Genomic DNA, 15,099 nt, shown 5'->3' with positions numbered 1-15,099 from the left:
CACGCCAAAGGGTGGCCTGGTGAACGCATGTGCTGACGCATGATCACATCTAATCCGGGTATCACGCGGCGGGCCCGCTCCGGGGGTGCTCTGGGCGTCCGTGGAGGGTGCGCGCCACGGCCTCCGTGGGCTCGGCGGCCGTGACGCCTTTCGGCCTTCCGGCGCGGTACGACGGGGCGCGGGCGGAGGGGGATTCCGTGAGGTCAGGGGCGTGAGCGGGCGTGCGGGCGGCGCATCCGCCGGGTGCGCCGCCCGGATCGCCGCCGGGTGAATCCCGCCAGTGATCGGGTTTTTTCGCTCTCCGTATGGCGCGGGCAGCACAGAGTGGCGTTAACTGTCCCGCATCGCGGGTCGGGCAACGGCCACGGAGGACGCCGTCGTGGTGGAACAGCTGCAGAGTGACAGACGAATGACCGGGGTCGAGGGTGACCCGCGGGTCCATGAACTGCGCGGGGCGGTGGCCCGGCTGCGCCGTCAACTGGCCGTCCTGCCAGGCGATTTGATGGACCGGGCGGCCGCGGACGACGAGCTGGCCGCCCTGGACGCGATGGTGAGCCACGGCCTGCCCGAGGTGCCCCGGCTGCGGCGCTCGCTGCTGCTGATCGCCGGGGCGGTCGGGTCGGTGAGTGCGCTGTCGCCCGCGTTGACCGAGGTGCGCGAGGGCATCGACCGGTTCGGCGGGCTGCCGCGCACCGGCTGACCGCGGCGCGGCGCCCCGGCCTGACGGCCTCTTAGGCCGGCGTCTGGTTGGCCAGGGCCACCGAGAGCTGCGCCGCGACGTCCTGGAGCACCGGCACGATCTTCTCCGTCGCGGCCTCCGACACCCGGCCGGTCGGGCCGGAGATGGAAATCGCCGCGGAGGTGGGGGAGTTGGGGACCGGCACCGCCAGGCAGCGGACGCCGATCTCCTGCTCGTTGTCGTCGACCGCGTAGCCCAGGCGGCGGACCTCGGCCAGCGCGTCGAGGAAACGGTCGGGGTCGGTGAGGGTCTTCTCGGTGGCGGCGGGCATGCCCGTGCGGCCGAGCAGCGCGCGGACCTCCTCCGGCGGGTGGTCGGCCAGCAGGGCCTTGCCGACGCCGGTGGAGTGCGGCAGGACCCGCCGCCCGACCTCGGTGAACATCCGGACCGCGTGCCGGGAGGGGACCTGGGCGACATAGACGATCTCGTCGCCGTCGAGCAGCGCCATGTTGGCGGTCTCACCGGTCTCCTCGACCAGGCGGGCCAGGAACGGCCGGGCCCAGGTGCCCAGCAGCCGCGAGGCGCTCTCGCCGAGCCGGATCAGCCGGGGGCCGAGCGCATAGCGGCGGTTGGGCTGCTGGCGGACGTAGCCGCAGGCGACGAGCGTGCGCATCAGCCGGTGGATGGTGGGCAGCGGCAGTCCGCTGCTGGCCGAGAGCTCGCTCAGACCGACCTCGCCGCCGGCGTCGGCCATCCGCTCGAGCAGGTCGAAGGCGCGCTCGAGGGACTGGACGCCGCCGCCGGCGGGCTTGGCTTCGGCGGCGGAGGTGCTGGCGCTGGACGACGGCACGTCGCGTTCCTTTCGGGGCGGGGCGGATCGGTCTCGGCAGGGCACACGGGCGCCGGGCCCGATCGGAGCAGCCTACCGGTCCCCTTGCCCCGGCACACGGCGTCTCGCACACTCGTTCCCGCCGGTCAGGCCCCCGTGCATCCGGGGTCGCGACCCGCCGGACCGGCTCCCGGCCGGACGTCCCGGTGCCGCCGGTGGCCCCGGCCGCGTTCTGCTGGGCGAAATTCGCTATCCATTCCATGGAATCGTCTGCGGCGACGGAGTGCTTCCGGAGGTGTGCGGCGGGCGGCGGCCGTGGGGTCTTGACGGGCCGGGGTCCGGGATGAAGACTCATTCAACAGACTGTTGAATCCCGTGCTCGGCGCCCGTGCGGACCCGCTCCGGGACGGCCCCGTCGGCCGTACGCCGCACACGCCGCCGGCCGACGCCGGAAGCACGATACGAGGAGGGGACCGGGTGTCCGATCCAGAGCTGGTGCTGCGCTCCACACGCGTCGTCACCCCGCAGGGCACGCGCGCCGCGACCGTCACCGTCCAGGGCGGCACGATCGCCGCGGTGCTGCCGTACGACGTCCCGGCCCCGGCCGGAGCGCGGGTGGTGGACTGCGGCGACGACGCCCTGCTGCCCGGCCTGGTCGACACCCACGTGCACGTCAACGACCCCGGCCGCACCGAGTGGGAGGGCTTCTGGACCGCCACCCGCGCCGCCGCGGCCGGCGGGATCACCACCCTCGTCGACATGCCGCTCAACAGCCTGCCGCCCACGACCACCGCGGCCCACCTCGACACCAAGCGCGCGGTGGCCCGCGGCAAGGCCCATGTCGACGTCGGCTTCTGGGGCGGCGCCATCCCCGGCAACGTCAAGGACCTGCGCCCGCTGCACGACGCCGGGGTCTTCGGCTTCAAGTGCTTCCTGTCGCCCTCCGGCGTGGACGAGTTCCCCGCGGTCGACCAGGAGCAACTGGCCGCCGCCCTGGGCGAGATCGCCGGCTTCGACGGCCTGCTGATCGTGCACGCCGAGGACCCGGGCCACCTGGACGCGGCGCCCGCCCCGCACGGTCCCAAATACACCGACTTCCTCGCCTCCCGCCCCCGGATCTCCGAGAACGACGCCATCGCCGGCCTGATCGCGCTCGCCGCACGGCTCGGCGCCCGGGTGCATGTGCTGCACCTGTCCTCCAGCGACGCGCTGCCGATGATCGCCGCCGCCCGCCGCGAGGGCGTCCGGATCACCGTCGAGACCTGTCCGCACTTCTTGACCCTGAGCGCCGAGGAAGTCCCGGACGGGGCCACGGAGTTCAAGTGCTGTCCGCCGATCCGCGAGGCCGGCAACCAGGACGCGCTGTGGGCGGGGCTGGCCGATGGCACCATCGACTGCGTCGTCTCCGACCACTCGCCCTCCACCGCCGACCTCAAGACCGCCGACTTCGGCGCGGCCTGGGGCGGCATCTCCTCCCTCCAGCTGGGCCTGCCCGCCATCTGGACCGCGGCCCGGGCGCGCGGGCACGGCCTTGACGACGTGGTGCGCTGGATGTCCACCGCCCCGGCGGCGCTCGCCGGCCTCGGCCGGAAGGGCGCCATCGAGCCCGGCCGGGACGCGGACTTCGCGGTGCTCGCCCCCGAGGAGACCTTCACCGTCGACCCGCGGGCCCTCCAGCACCGCAACAAGATCACCGCGTACGCGGGGAAGACCCTGAACGGCGTGGTGCGCTCCACCTGGCTGCGCGGCCGGCAGATCAACGACGGCGCCACCCTCACCGAGCCCACCGGCACGCTGCTGGAGCGGCCGCGGCGCGGATAGGCGGCGGATAGGCAGCGGTCGCCGAACTGCCCCGCGGCCACTGCCGCGTGGGCCCGGCCGTCCGCCGGGTCAGTCCGCCACGGCGTCCCAGAACATCAGCTCGTACGCCTGGAGGAGCCGGCCGTAGCGGTGCGCCACGGCCGGCTGCGCCTGGCCGGTGTCGAGGCCGTGCTGCACCGCCCGGCGGGCCTGTTCCTCGACGGCCGGCGCCGGCTCGGCGAAGGACCCGAAGAAGGCCCGGGCCGCCTCCGGGAAGGCGTAGTGCTCCCGCATCGCGGCCTCGACGGTCGCGCAGGTGGCGCCCCAGGCGGCGAAGTTGGCGGTCAGCGCGATCGCCACATCGGCCGGTTCGCCGCCGAGGGCGAGCCGCGCCGCGTAGGACGGGTACGCCTGCGCACCCGGACGCGGCCGGTAGCCGGCGATCTCCCGCTCGGTCAGCTCACACGCGTCCGCCAGCCCGGCCAGCTGCTTCAGGGCCCGCGCCTCGCCCTGGGCGAGCAGGTCGAAGAAGTCGGCCACCGGCGGATCACCGTCCGCCCGCCGCGCCAGATGCTGGAAGCTGAGCCGGTCGGCGGCGATCACCTGATGCTGTTCGAGGGCGAAGGTGGCGAACACCGCACGCGGCGCCGTCCCCGCCTCGATCCGCGCGACCAGCCGGTTGGCGTCGGTGTCCGGGGCGAGCACCCGGACCGCGTCGTCGAGCACGGCGACCGCGGTCGGGCGGGGGGCTTCGGGAGCGCGTCGGGCCATGGTGTCGGTCTCCTCCGGGGCGAGGGCGGTGGCCGGAGCCTCAGATTAGGGCGCGGGGGACCGGCGGCGGGCCTGCCGGCGCCGGTGCGTCCGGGGGAAGCGGGCCACCCCCGACGCCGCCCCGGACCGGCGGAGCGCGGCGGCGCGGCAGGCCGCCCGGCATACCGCGTCGTCGCGGGCGCAGCCGTCCGCGCGGCCCCGCCGCCCGGTGCGGAATCGCCCCATTGACCTCGGGGACCGCCGCCTGCTCCGGCCGGCAAAGCCGTACGGCCTCGATCGCACCGCCGTCTGCCGCAAGCCGCGTATGCGCACCGGACGAGGCGCCGAGCGTGCGCCGGACACCGCCCGTACGCGCCTCGATCCGCGCCGCCGGGCCGCGCCGCCCCGGGCACGCGTCACCGCGTCTTGGCGATGACCACCAGAAGGCTCATGAACGCCAGCAGCACATGCGTGGCGACGACGTAGATGAACACCCGCACATACACCCCGCGGGGTGGCTTGTGCTCGACGTACGTCCGGCCGGCCGCCGCCTCCAGGGGCTGCTCCGTCGGCGGGGGAGTCGCGGGGGTGATCCGATCAGGCATGACGCATCCGGTCCTTCCGTCAGGAGCGGCGACGGGGCTCACAGCCCGCGGCGCCGCACATCGTCACCGAGGCAGAGTTCGGCGGCGCCGCTCTGCAGCAGGGTGTGGACGAACAGCAGCTCCACCCCGCCCGGCGAGGCGGCGGCGATCCGGTGCGGGGTCAGCGAATCAAAGTGCGCCGCGTCCCCCGGATCCAGCACGTGCACCGCCGCACCGAGCGTCAGCCGCAGCCGCCCGTCGAGGACGTACAGCCACTCCTCGCCGGGGTGCACCCGCACCAGCTCGCCCTGCGCCCGCTGCGGCACCTGCACCCGCAGCGCCTGCATCGCCCGCCCGGCGCCGCCCACGGTCCGGTACGTCCAGCCGCCGGCCTGCGACGGTTCGGTGCGCCCGGCCCGCACGATCGGGTCCCGCTCCGGTGCGGTCTCACCGAGCAGGTCGGATACCGTCGTGCCGTAGGTGCGCGCCAGCGCCAGCAGCATCGGCAGCGACGGCTGGCGCCGGCCGGTCTCCAGCCGCGACAGGTGCGCGGGTGACAGACCCACCAGCCGGGCCGCGGTCTCCAGCGTGAGTCCACTGCGCCGCCGCAGGTCACGCAGGCGCGGTGCGACGGTGGACAGCTCCTCCGGCGGGACGCCGGAGGGCTCGTCGGGGAGCTCGGTCATGTCACCGGTATAACGAGGTCCCGCCTCCGGGGCAAAAGATTTGCCTCTCAGGCAAAACCGCCGACGGGCCCGCCGGGCGGTCGCCGGCCGGCCCGCCCGGGCTCACTCCCCGGCGTCCTGCGGATACCAGCGCAGCTCGACGGTGTTGCCGTCCGGGTCCTCGACATAGATCGACTGCGCCGTGCCCCGCGCCCCGTACCGGCCGACCGGGCCCTCCAGCACCGTGAACCGCCCCGAGTCGATGACCTCCTGCCAGTCCAGCGGCTCGACGACCAGGCAGAGGTGATCGACGTTGGACCCGCCGCCCGGGTCGCCGGCCACCAGATCGATGATCGTGCCCGGGCTGATCCGCACCGACGGGAAGGGGGCGCCGCCGGCGCGCCACTCGTCCACCCGGACCGGCTCCAGGCCGAGCGGCCCGCAGTAGAACGCCAGCGCGCGCTCCACGTCCCGCACCTGCAGCACCAGGTGATCGAAGTCCTTGACCCGCATGGGCAACCTCCAGTGATGTGCGCCGGACCGGCGCGGTCCGGCTCCGGCCCGCGGTGCGCCGCACCCGGCCGATCCCGTTCAACCCCTGAATTCAACCCGAAACCGGCGCGACCGCCGCCCTCCTGATGCCGCGACGGCTTGCGAGGGCCCCGCCCGGCACCGCCCTGGCCTGGGCGAACGTCCGGTGAGTTCTCCGTTTCCCGAGAGCGAAAAGCCCTTTCCGGAAAGGCTTCTGACGCTGCGTCGCACGCGCTGCAATTGCGGGGACCGTGTGAACTCCCGGAAAACTTCGGCCGTTTGGGATTGACAGGATCATGTCTACGCGCGTCATCCTGAGAGACATGAGAATCCCCCCACGGATCACCAGGATCGGCGCCGCGGGCGCCCTCGCTTCGGCCCTTCTCATCGGCGGGACCGCGGTCGCCGCCACCCCTGCCGTCGCCACGACGCACACGGCCGTCTCGTACGCCGCGACGGCGCACGCGAAGGCCGCGGACGCCGCGGACATCGGCAAGGTCTGCTACTCCAAGCTGCCCTCGCAGGCCCATGACACCCTCGACCTGATCGCCAAGGGTGGGCCCTACCCCTACCCGAAGGACGGCACGGTCTTCGACAACCGGGAGCACGCCCTGCCCGACCAGAGCGACGGCGAGTACTACCACGAGTACACCGTCGTCACGCCGGGCTCGCCCGACCGCGGTGCGCGCCGCATCGTGGCCGGCAAGAAGAAGGACGAGGACTACTACACCGCCGACCACTATTCGTCGTTCGACCTCGTCGACCGCGGCTGCTGAGCCCGGAAGGCCGGTAGGCCGTACCGGACGTACGGCAGAGCGGCACGACACCGAGACCAGACCGGACGGCGGGAACGCCGACCGCACACCATCACGCGAGTGACGGGCCCGCCGGGTCCGTCGCCCGGAGCCCGCGGCGGCCGGGGTGCATACGCACCCCGGCCGCCGTCTTGCTGTGCGCCCCCTGCGACCTGGCACTTGTCCTCATTCTCGGCAGAAGGGGCGCACGCGGCGCACCCCCGGGAGAAAATTGTCGGTGGTTGCCGGTAGCGTTTCGGCGGAAACGAGGAGCGGGCGGGCATCGGCGGAAATAGACCCTGTGAGGTCAGCTGCCGGGACACGCCCGGAACGTGCCCTGTCCGTCGTGGGCCGGGTTTCGGACGGCATGCGGTGTCGGAGACAAGGAAGGACGGCGAACTGCCGTGTATCGCTGGGAGATCACCCGGGCAGCACTGGCGCAGCGCGTTTTCGCCATCGTCCGCAGCAGGACCTACGACGAGGCGAGCGCCACCGCCGACACCCTGCTGTCAGCCGGCATCACGAGCCTGGAGATATCCCTGACCACCCCGTTCGCGCTGGAGGCGGTCACCACGCTCTCCCGCGAGCTCGGTGACGACGCGGTCATCGGCGCGGGCACGGTCCTTGACGGCGCCTCGGCGCGGATGGCGGTCGACGCGGGCGCCCGCTACCTGGTCTCGCCCAGCCTGGACGCCGAGGTCATCCGCACCGGCCACCGCTACGGCGTGCCGGTCTTCCCCGGCGTCTCGACGCCGACCGAGATGGTCCGCGCCCTCGAACTCGGCGCGGACGCGGTCAAGCTGTTCCCCGCCTCGGCGCACGATCCGTCCTGGCTGACGGAGGTCCGAGCCGCGCTGCCGCAGGTGCCGGTGCTGCCGACGGGCGGGGTGACGGTCGACAGCGCGCCGGAGTGGATCGCCGCGGGTGCCGTCGCCGTCGGGATGGGCACGGCCCTCTCCGAGGGGGACCGGGACACCGTCGCCAAGCGCGCCGCCGACCTCCTCGTCCGTCTGGAGGAGGCCGCCCCCGGCCGTCCGTCGACGCGGGGCCGCGCGGAGCTGTACGAGGACTGAAGTCCGCGCGCCCCGCCGCTGTCCGAGCTCCCGCGGGTCGTTCCACCGGCCGCTCAAGGGGTGCGCCGGCAGCACGGCTCTGGCACGCTGAGGGCTCCCCCCCGTGTGCCCCCGCCGCCGCGTACCGGAGTCCCAGGAGCCCTGATGAAGCGCGCCGCCGCCCTCTCCGCCCTCGCCTGCCTGCTCGCCGTCAGCGCCACCGCCCCGGCGGCCTCGGGCACCCCCGCGAGGGGCGGGGAGAGCGCCGCCCCGGCCGCGGGGAGGACCTCGGCCCTCGACGCCGTCCCGCGGCGCGGGGTGCTGCGGGTCTGCACCACCGGCGACTACCCGCCCTTCAGTTACCGCGACTCCAAGACCGGCCGCTACCGCGGTGTGGACATCGACATGGCCCGCGACCTCGCCAAGAGCCTCGACGCCAGGCCGCGTTATGTGCCCACCACCTGGGCACGGCTCGTCGGTGACCTGTCGGCCGGCCGCTGCGACATCGGCATGGGCGGGGTCTCCGTCACCCTCCCGCGCGCCCGCGCCGTCTACTTCAGCGCACCGACCCGCACCGACGGCAAGACGCCCCTCGTGCGCTGCAAGGACAAGGACAAGTACGCGACCCTGCGCCAGATCGACCGCCCCGGCACCCGCGTCATCGTCAACCCCGGTGGGACGAACGAGGAATTCGCCCGCTCCCACCTCAAGCACGCCACCCTCACGGTGCACCGGGACAACACCACGATCTTCGACGAGATCCTCGCGGGACGGGCGGACGTGATGATGACCGACGCCAGTGAGACCCGCTACCAGGCCCGGATCCACCCCGCACTCTGCTCGCTGCACTCGGACAAGCCCTTCACCTTCTCCGAGAAGGCCTACGCACTGCCCCGCGGCGACAACGAGTTCAAGGCCTATGTGGACCAGTGGGTGCATCTGGCGACCCATGACGGCACGTACCGGAAGTACGAGGACGCCTGGATGACGCGATGAGGTCATGAGGCGAAGACGCGGTGAGGCGATGACGCGATGACGTGGCGCGGACGGGAGGCGGGAGCCGGGGTGGCCGGTACGGAGCAGGGGAGCGCGGCGCTCGATCTGGCGGCGGCGCAACAGGGGCTGGACGCCCAGCCGTTCAGCAGGCTGGTGCGGGCGCGGCTCACCGAGTTCGGGGACGGCGCCGCGACGCTGGAGATCGACATCCGTGAGGAACTCCTCCAGCAGCACGGCTTCGTGCACGGCGGCGTGCTGTCCTACGCGGCCGACAACGCCCTCACCTTCGCCGCGGCCACGGCCCTGGGCCCGGCCGTGGTCACCGGCGGCTTCACCATCCAGTACGTGCGTCCGGCGCTGGGCCGCACGCTGCGGGCCCGTGCCGAGGTCGTCCACGCCGGGCGCCGCCAGGCGGCGTGCCGCTGCGAGCTGACGGTGCTCGACGCCTCGGGCGCGGAGCGCGTGTGCGCGGTGGCGCAGGGGACTGTGCTGCCGCTCGACGGCGGCGCGGGCGGCTCGGACGGCGCGGGCAGGGGCCGGTACGGCCGGGTCGGCTGAGACCCGGCCGTCCCGCGGGCGGTCAGCCGCCGGCGCCGCCGTCACCGTCCGGCGCCCGGTGCCCCAGGACATTGACCACCCGGCCGTTCGGGTCCTCGACGAAGAAGCGGCGCACGCCCCACTCCTCGTCCTTCAGGTCCCGGACGATCCGCGCGCCGGAGCCGCGGACGGCGGCATGGGCCGCGTCCACGTCGTCGACCTCGATGCTCAGGTCGGGGACGACCGGGGCGGTCTTGTCGTGGGTGAGGAAGGTCAGCTGGGCCGCGGGCCGGTCGGGGGAGGCCAGGGTCATCACCCAGCCGTGGTTCATCACCTCCTCGAACCCCAGCAGGCCGTAGAACGTGCGGTTCTCCTCCAGGTCGTCGCACTGGAGGTCGGGGACGACGCGGCGTACGGACACGGGCGCTCCTTCGGGCCGGGACGGACCGCTGCCGGGCCCTGGGGCGGCAACGGGGGCGACGACCGGATTCTGCCGCGCGGCGGCCCGCAGCGCCCCCCTGTCCGCCGCCGAGCGTCCGGGGGAGGCATGCCCACCGCCCGGGCTCCCACCCGCCCGCAGCACCCCTCACCCGCCCTTGTCCGGACAATGTGACCTCCGGACTTCCCGTCATCTGCCCGGGCGGATACGCTCGCGAGCGTGGGGAAACGCGAGAGTGAAGACGCCCCGGGCGCCGGGAGCACCGTTCAGTTCAGCGTGGACCGGAGCAGTCCGGTCCCGTTGTATTTCCAGCTGTCCCAGCAGCTGGAGGCCGCGATCGAGAACGGCCAGCTGGCCCCCGGCAGCCTGCTCGGCAACGAGATCGAGCTGGCCGGCCGGCTGGGGCTGTCCCGGCCGACGGTCCGGCAGGCCATCCAGTCGCTGGTCGACAAGGGCCTGCTGGTGCGCCGCCGCGGCATCGGCACCCAGGTCGTCCACAGCCAGGTCAAGCGGCCGCTGGAGCTGAGCAGCCTCTACGACGACCTGGAGGCGGCCGGTCAGAAGCCGGCCACCCGGGTGCTGCTCAACACCACCACCGAGGCCGACGCCGAGGTGGCCGCCGCGCTGGGGATCGCCGAGGGCGCGGAGGTCGCGCTGGTCGAGCGGCTGCGGCTGACGCACGGCGAGCCCGTCGCGCATCTGCGCAACCACCTCCCCGCGGGGCTGCTCCGGCTGGAGACCGCCGCGCTGGAGGAGACCGGCCTGTACCGCCTGATGCGGTCGGCCGGCATCACCCTGCACAGCGCCCGCCAGGCCGTCGGCGCCCGTGCCGCCACCACGGAGGAGGGCGCCCGGCTCGACGAGCCCGAGGGCGCCCCGCTGCTCACCATGCAGCGGACGACGTTCGACGACACCGGGCGCGCGGTCGAGTTCGGCTCGCACGTCTACCGCGCCTCCCGCTACGCCTTCGAATTCCAGCTGCTGGTCCGTCCCTGAGCGGTGGGCGGAGCCTCTCGGGGGGCGTCCTAGAGCGGCCCCGGCCGCCTTCGCACGTCGTTACACGTGCCGTCCGCCGGGCGATTTCTCCCCTGATGCCCGCACTGTCGGGGCCCCTGCGCCCCTCCTCGTCAGAATGTTCTGACAAACCATTGACGCGGCTCCGTGCGCGCCGTTACAAACTCCTCCAACCGCATTCCGGCGGCCGGGAGAAAAGGCGGTCCACGATGAACGGCGTGCGTTCGACGAGTCCCCGCACTGTCCGCGGCGGCGCGGTGCGCAGGGCCGCCGCCTTACTGACCACCCTCGCGCTCGCGCTGGCCACCGGATGCGGCGCCCAGGACTCCCCGGACACCGGCGTCGGAGCGGGCAAGGGCGCCCCGCACATGACGATCGGGATGGTCAGCCACTCCGGCGACGGCGACACCTTCTGGGACATCGTGCAGAACGGCGCGGAGCGGGCGGCCGCCAAGGACCACGTGACGTTCCTGTACGCCCACGACAAGGAGGGCGCCCAGCAGGCCGCGCTGATCCAGTCGTACATCGACCAGAAGGTGGACGGGCTGATCGTCACCCTCGCCAAGCCCGAGGCCGTCCGGGCGGCCGTCCGCAAGGCCGTGGCGCACGGCATACCCGTCGTCACCATCAACTCCGGCGGCGAGTTCTCCCGGGCGTACGGGGCGCTGGCGCACATCGGCCAGGACGAGTCGGTGGCCGGCCGCGCGGTCGGCGACGAGCTGAACCGGCGGCACGCGAAGAAGGTCCTGTGCGTCGTGCACGAGCAGGGCAACGTGTCCCTGGAGGACCGCTGCGCGGGTGTCCGCAAGGCGTTCCACGGGACCGTCGAGAACCTCGATGTCGACGGCACCAACGCGCCGGCCTCGCAGTCCTCCATCGAGGCGAAGCTGCAGTCCGACACGTCCCTCGACGCGATCGTCACGCTCGGTGCGCCGATGGCGGCGATCTCGGTCAAGGCCAAGGAGCAGGCCGGCAGCTCCGCGCGGATCGCGACCTTCGATCTGAACTCCGCCGTCGTCAAGCTGCTCAAGGCCAAGGACGTCACCTTCGCCGTCGACCAGCAGCCCTACCTCCAGGGCTACGAGGCGGTGGACCTGCTGTGGCTGCACCGCACCAACGCCGATGTGCTCGGCGGCGGAAAGCCGGTGCTCACCGGGCCCGCGCTGGTCACCGCGAAGGACGTACCGAAGCTCACCGAGTACACCGGGCGGGGCACCCGGTGAGGCCCCGGCGCGGAGGGGGCCACCCCATGAACCGGGACAGATCACCGGTAACGGATACTTGGCCGGTTGATCCGGCCCGACCGGTGCCGCCGCACGGCGTCTCACCGGTACGTACCGGGCAATCCGGACAGCGAATACAACCAATGCGGCCGACACGGCAGCATCAGCGGGAAGGGCGAGTCCTCGTGGCACGGGTTCGAAGAAGGGGACGCGTCGTGAGCGCCGTGCTGGCGGCGGTGCTCGGCGCCTCCCTGGCGGGGTGCAGCAGCACCGGAGGCAAGCGCGCCGAGGACGAGCGCGCCGCCCGGGCCGCCGGCGGCAAGGCCGCGGTCAACACCCCCCGGTGGACGTTTGCGATGGTCACCCACTCGGGAGACGGCGACACCTTCTGGGACATCGTCCAGAACGGTGCCCAGCAGGCCGCCGCCAAGGACAACATCAAGTTCCTCTACGGGCACGACAAGGAGGCCCAGCGGCAGAGCGAGCTGGTGCAGTCCTACATCGACCAGAAGGTCGACGGGCTGATCGTCTCGCTGGCCAAGCCCAACGCCATGAAGGACGTGGTGGCCAAGGCCGAGAAGGCCGGCATCCCGGTGATCACGGTGAACTCCGGCGCCGAGGAGTCCAAGGCCTTCGGCGCGCTCAGCCACATCGGCCAGGACGAGACCGTGGCCGGTGAGGCGGTCGGCGAGGAGCTGAACAAGCGCGGCCGCAAGAAGGCCCTGTGCGTGCTGCACGAGCAGGGCAACGTCGGCCACGAGCAGCGCTGCGACGGCGCGAAGAAGACCTTCAAGGGCGATCTGCAGAAGCTGTACGTCGAGGGCACCAACATGCCCGACGTGCAGTCCTCCATCGAGTCCAAGCTCCAGGCGGACCGGGGCATCGACGCCGTCGTCACGCTCGGCGCCCCGTTCGCCGACACCGCCGCCAAGGCCAAGGAGCAGGCCGGCAGCAAGGCCGAGATCGACACCTTCGACCTCAACGCCCAGGTCGCGACCGGGCTCAAGGACGGCTCCCTCGGCTTCGCCGTCGACCAGCAGCCCTACCTCCAGGGCTACGAGGCCGTCGACCTGCTGTGGCTCTACAAGTACAACTCCGATGTCCTCGGCGGCGGCAAGCCGGTGCTCACCGGACCCCAGGTGATCACCAAGAAGGACGCCGCCGCACTGCAGGACTACACGAAGCGGGGGACGCGATGAGCCGGACCGAGACCTCCCCGGCGCAGCCCGCGAAGGGCGACGAACGGCTGCTGCACCGCTCCCTGGCACGCCGGCTGATGGGCCGCCCCGAGCTGGGCTCGGTGGTCGGCGCCGCAGCCGTCTTCCTCTTCTTCTCGATCGTCGCCGAACCGTTCCTCCAGGCCTCCAGCCTCTCCACGGTGCTCTACGCGTCCTCCACGATCGGCATCATGGCCGTGCCGGTGGCGCTGCTGATGATCGGCGGGGAGTTCGACCTGTCGGCCGGTGTCATGGTCGTCAGCTCGGCGCTGATCTCCTCGATGGTCAGCTACCAGATGACCGCCAACACCTGGGTGGGCGTCGGGGTATCGCTGCTGGTCACCCTCGCCATCGGGGCGTTCAACGGACTGCTGCTGACCCGTACGAAGCTGCCCAGCTTCATCATCACGCTCGGCACCTTCTTCATGCTGACCGGCCTCAACCTCGGCTTCACCAAGCTGATCGACGGCACCGTCTCGACGAAGTCCATCGCCGACATGGAGGGCTTCGCCTCGGCCCGCGCGCTCTTCGCCTCGCATCTGACCCTCGGCAGCGTCGACATCCAGATCACCATCCTGTGGTGGCTCGCCCTGGTCGCCGTCGCCACCTGGATCCTGCTGCGCACCCGCGTCGGCAACTGGATCTTCGCGGTGGGCGGCAACGCCGATGCCGCGCGGGCGGTGGGCGTCCCGGTCACCAAGACCAAGATCGGCCTGTACATGGGCGTCGCCTTCGCCGCCTGGGTCTCCGGCCAGCACCTGCTGTTCTCGTACGACGCGATCCAGTCCGGCGACGGCGTGGGCAACGAGTTCCTCTACATCATCGCGGCGGCGGTCGGCGGCTGCCTGATGACCGGCGGCTTCGGTTCGGCGATCGGCGCGGCCGTTGGCGCCTTCATCTTCGGCATGGCGAGCAAGGGCATCGTCTACGCGCAGTGGAACCCGGACTGGTACAAGTTCTTCCTCGGCGCGATGCTGCTGCTCGCCACACTCCTGAACGCATGGGTCCGCAAGCGGGCGGAGGAAAAGGCATGACAGCGCTGGTCGAGCTGGCCGACGTCAGCAAGTACTACGGCAACGTCCGGGCCCTGGAGGGGGTGTCCCTGGAGGTGCACGCGGGGGAGATCTCCTGTGTGCTCGGCGACAACGGCGCCGGCAAGTCCACCCTCATCAAGATCATCGCAGGGCTGCACCGGCACGACGCGGGCTCCTTCACCATCGACGGCGAGGAGACCACCCTGTCCTCCCCGCGCGAGGCCCTGGACCGCGGCATCGCGACCGTCTACCAGGACCTCGCCGTGGTCCCCCTCATGCCGGTGTGGCGGAACTTCTTCCTCGGCTCCGAGCCGACCACCGGCGTGGGCCCCTTCAAGCGGCTCGACGTCCGCACGATGCGCGAGACCACCCGCAGCGAGCTGCTGCGGATGGGCATCGACCTGCGCGACGTCGACCAGCCCATCGGCACCCTCTCCGGCGGCGAGCGGCAGTGCGTCGCCATCGCCCGGGCCGTCTACTTCGGTGCCAAGGTCCTGGTGCTGGACGAGCCGACGGCGGCGCTCGGCGTCAAGCAATCCGGCGTCGTCCTCAAGTACGTCGCGGCCGCGCGGGACGCCGGGCTCGGCGTGGTGTTGATCACCCACAACCCCCACCACGCCTACCTCGTCGGGGACCGCTTCGTGCTCCTCAAGCGCGGCACGATGGCCGGCAGCCACGCCAAGTCGGAGATCACCCTGGAGGAGCTGACCCGCCAGATGGCGGGCGGCAGCGAGCTGGAACAGCTCAGCCACGAGCTGGCCCGCACCGCGACCCCGGAATTCCCCGGAGGCCACCGGCCCGACTGAGCTCCGTGGGAGATGCCACGCCCCGCACCGCCTCCGAGCTGTGCGGGGCGCATCACTGTCCGTCGCGATGCGCCGGACGCCGCCCGTGATGCACAATCGCAGCGAACCAGCACATCGAGGCCCCGGCCTCCCGAGACCCGCAGGGACGA

17 protein-coding genes are annotated in these 15,099 nt (G+C 72.5%); 11 read left to right on the top strand and 6 right to left on the bottom strand.

The window, feature by feature from the left end; translation table 11 throughout:
- Window positions 1–409: 409 nt before the first annotated feature.
- Window positions 410–700: a DUF5955 family protein gene (locus IEY78_RS12435; RefSeq protein WP_189097782.1), complete on the top strand. Its 291-nt coding sequence runs from the start codon at window positions 410–412 to the stop codon at window positions 698–700.
- Between the two features lie 31 nt (window positions 701–731).
- Here IEY78_RS12435 and IEY78_RS12430 read toward each other — a convergent pair whose 3' ends face one another.
- Entirely contained in the window at window positions 732–1,529 is a 798-nt protein-coding gene (locus IEY78_RS12430; protein ID WP_189097726.1) for an IclR family transcriptional regulator, read from the bottom strand.
- 456 nt (window positions 1,530–1,985) lie between these two features.
- On the opposite strand from IEY78_RS12430, the gene allB reads away from it, so the two are divergent.
- Window positions 1,986–3,329 carry an allantoinase AllB gene (allB, locus tag IEY78_RS12425; RefSeq protein WP_189097725.1) on the top strand — a complete coding sequence of 448 codons (1,344 nt, stop codon included), beginning with the start codon at window positions 1,986–1,988 and terminating at the stop codon, window positions 3,327–3,329.
- 69 nt (window positions 3,330–3,398) lie between these two features.
- Here allB and IEY78_RS12420 read toward each other — a convergent pair whose 3' ends face one another.
- From IEY78_RS12420 to IEY78_RS12405, 4 genes are all read right to left on the bottom strand, one after another.
- The gene (locus IEY78_RS12420) at window positions 3,399–4,079 is read right to left on the bottom strand and encodes a thiaminase II/PqqC family protein (RefSeq protein WP_189097724.1); all 681 of its coding nucleotides are present in this window, start codon (window positions 4,077–4,079) and stop codon (window positions 3,399–3,401) included.
- A gap of 395 nt (window positions 4,080–4,474) precedes the next feature.
- Entirely contained in the window at window positions 4,475–4,663 is a 189-nt protein-coding gene (locus IEY78_RS12415) for a DUF6126 family protein (RefSeq protein ID WP_189097723.1), read from the bottom strand.
- Between the two features lie 38 nt (window positions 4,664–4,701).
- A complete protein-coding gene (locus IEY78_RS12410) occupies window positions 4,702–5,328 on the bottom strand; it encodes a helix-turn-helix domain-containing protein (protein ID WP_189097722.1) in 627 nt (208 codons plus the stop codon).
- Window positions 5,329–5,430: 102 nt separating this feature from the next.
- A complete protein-coding gene (locus IEY78_RS12405) occupies window positions 5,431–5,820 on the bottom strand; it encodes a VOC family protein (protein WP_189097721.1) in 390 nt (129 codons plus the stop codon).
- 341 nt (window positions 5,821–6,161) lie between these two features.
- Between IEY78_RS12405 and IEY78_RS12400 the strand changes: the two genes are divergently transcribed.
- The 4 genes from IEY78_RS12400 to IEY78_RS12385 all read left to right on the top strand — a co-directional run bounded on the left by IEY78_RS12400 (window position 6,162) and on the right by IEY78_RS12385 (window position 9,238).
- Window positions 6,162–6,614 (top strand): guanyl-specific ribonuclease, encoded by a 453-nt coding sequence (locus tag IEY78_RS12400; RefSeq protein ID WP_189097720.1) that lies wholly within the window; start codon window positions 6,162–6,164, stop codon window positions 6,612–6,614.
- 422 nt (window positions 6,615–7,036) lie between these two features.
- Window positions 7,037–7,705 (top strand): bifunctional 4-hydroxy-2-oxoglutarate aldolase/2-dehydro-3-deoxy-phosphogluconate aldolase, encoded by a 669-nt coding sequence (locus IEY78_RS12395; RefSeq protein WP_189097719.1) that lies wholly within the window; start codon window positions 7,037–7,039, stop codon window positions 7,703–7,705.
- A 144-nt stretch (window positions 7,706–7,849) separates the two neighbouring features.
- Window positions 7,850–8,680: a transporter substrate-binding domain-containing protein gene (locus IEY78_RS12390; RefSeq protein WP_189097718.1), complete on the top strand. Its 831-nt coding sequence runs from the start codon at window positions 7,850–7,852 to the stop codon at window positions 8,678–8,680.
- 36 nt (window positions 8,681–8,716) lie between these two features.
- Window positions 8,717–9,238 (top strand): PaaI family thioesterase, encoded by a 522-nt coding sequence (locus IEY78_RS12385; RefSeq protein WP_189097717.1) that lies wholly within the window; start codon window positions 8,717–8,719, stop codon window positions 9,236–9,238.
- Window positions 9,239–9,260: 22 nt separating this feature from the next.
- Here the strand turns inward: IEY78_RS12385 and IEY78_RS12380 are convergent, their stop codons facing one another.
- Complete coding sequence (locus IEY78_RS12380) at window positions 9,261–9,638, bottom strand: VOC family protein (RefSeq protein ID WP_189097716.1); 378 nt, start codon at window positions 9,636–9,638, stop codon at window positions 9,261–9,263.
- A 294-nt stretch (window positions 9,639–9,932) separates the two neighbouring features.
- On the opposite strand from IEY78_RS12380, the gene IEY78_RS12375 reads away from it, so the two are divergent.
- From IEY78_RS12375 to IEY78_RS12355, 5 genes are all read left to right on the top strand, one after another.
- Window positions 9,933–10,652, top strand: coding sequence for a GntR family transcriptional regulator (locus IEY78_RS12375; RefSeq protein ID WP_308426887.1), 720 nt, complete (start codon window positions 9,933–9,935; stop codon window positions 10,650–10,652).
- Between the two features lie 227 nt (window positions 10,653–10,879).
- Window positions 10,880–11,893: a substrate-binding domain-containing protein gene (locus IEY78_RS12370; RefSeq protein ID WP_189097714.1), complete on the top strand. Its 1,014-nt coding sequence runs from the start codon at window positions 10,880–10,882 to the stop codon at window positions 11,891–11,893.
- A gap of 185 nt (window positions 11,894–12,078) precedes the next feature.
- Window positions 12,079–13,092: a sugar ABC transporter substrate-binding protein gene (locus IEY78_RS12365; RefSeq protein ID WP_444544916.1), complete on the top strand. Its 1,014-nt coding sequence runs from the start codon at window positions 12,079–12,081 to the stop codon at window positions 13,090–13,092.
- Window positions 13,089–14,144, top strand: coding sequence for an ABC transporter permease (locus IEY78_RS12360; protein ID WP_189097712.1), 1,056 nt, complete (start codon window positions 13,089–13,091; stop codon window positions 14,142–14,144). The genes IEY78_RS12365 and IEY78_RS12360 overlap by 4 nt, the downstream gene beginning before the upstream one ends.
- Entirely contained in the window at window positions 14,141–14,950 is an 810-nt protein-coding gene (locus IEY78_RS12355) for an ATP-binding cassette domain-containing protein (protein WP_189097711.1), read from the top strand. The genes IEY78_RS12360 and IEY78_RS12355 overlap by 4 nt, the downstream gene beginning before the upstream one ends.
- The last annotated feature ends 149 nt before the right edge of the window (window positions 14,951–15,099 follow it).

The sequence above is a fragment of the Streptomyces kronopolitis genome (genome assembly GCF_014646275.1).
GTDB lineage: Bacteria > Actinomycetota > Actinomycetes > Streptomycetales > Streptomycetaceae > Streptomyces > Streptomyces kronopolitis.
This window is presented reverse-complemented; position numbering and strand designations above follow the sequence as displayed.

Coding starts and splice junctions, on each gene's coding strand:
- IEY78_RS12435 (WP_189097782.1), top strand. CDS start 410: ATGACCGGGGTCGAGGGTGACCCGCGGGTCCATGAACTGCGCGGGGCG.
- IEY78_RS12420 (WP_189097724.1), bottom strand. CDS start 4,079: ATGGCCCGACGCGCTCCCGAAGCCCCCCGCCCGACCGCGGTCGCCGTG.
- IEY78_RS12415 (WP_189097723.1), bottom strand. CDS start 4,663: ATGCCTGATCGGATCACCCCCGCGACTCCCCCGCCGACGGAGCAGCCC.
- IEY78_RS12410 (WP_189097722.1), bottom strand. CDS start 5,328: ATGACCGAGCTCCCCGACGAGCCCTCCGGCGTCCCGCCGGAGGAGCTG.
- IEY78_RS12405 (WP_189097721.1), bottom strand. CDS start 5,820: ATGCGGGTCAAGGACTTCGATCACCTGGTGCTGCAGGTGCGGGACGTG.
- IEY78_RS12400 (WP_189097720.1), top strand. CDS start 6,162: ATGAGAATCCCCCCACGGATCACCAGGATCGGCGCCGCGGGCGCCCTC.
- IEY78_RS12390 (WP_189097718.1), top strand. CDS start 7,850: ATGAAGCGCGCCGCCGCCCTCTCCGCCCTCGCCTGCCTGCTCGCCGTC.
- IEY78_RS12385 (WP_189097717.1), top strand. CDS start 8,717: ATGACGTGGCGCGGACGGGAGGCGGGAGCCGGGGTGGCCGGTACGGAG.
- IEY78_RS12370 (WP_189097714.1), top strand. CDS start 10,880: ATGAACGGCGTGCGTTCGACGAGTCCCCGCACTGTCCGCGGCGGCGCG.
- IEY78_RS12360 (WP_189097712.1), top strand. CDS start 13,089: ATGAGCCGGACCGAGACCTCCCCGGCGCAGCCCGCGAAGGGCGACGAA.
- IEY78_RS12355 (WP_189097711.1), top strand. CDS start 14,141: ATGACAGCGCTGGTCGAGCTGGCCGACGTCAGCAAGTACTACGGCAAC.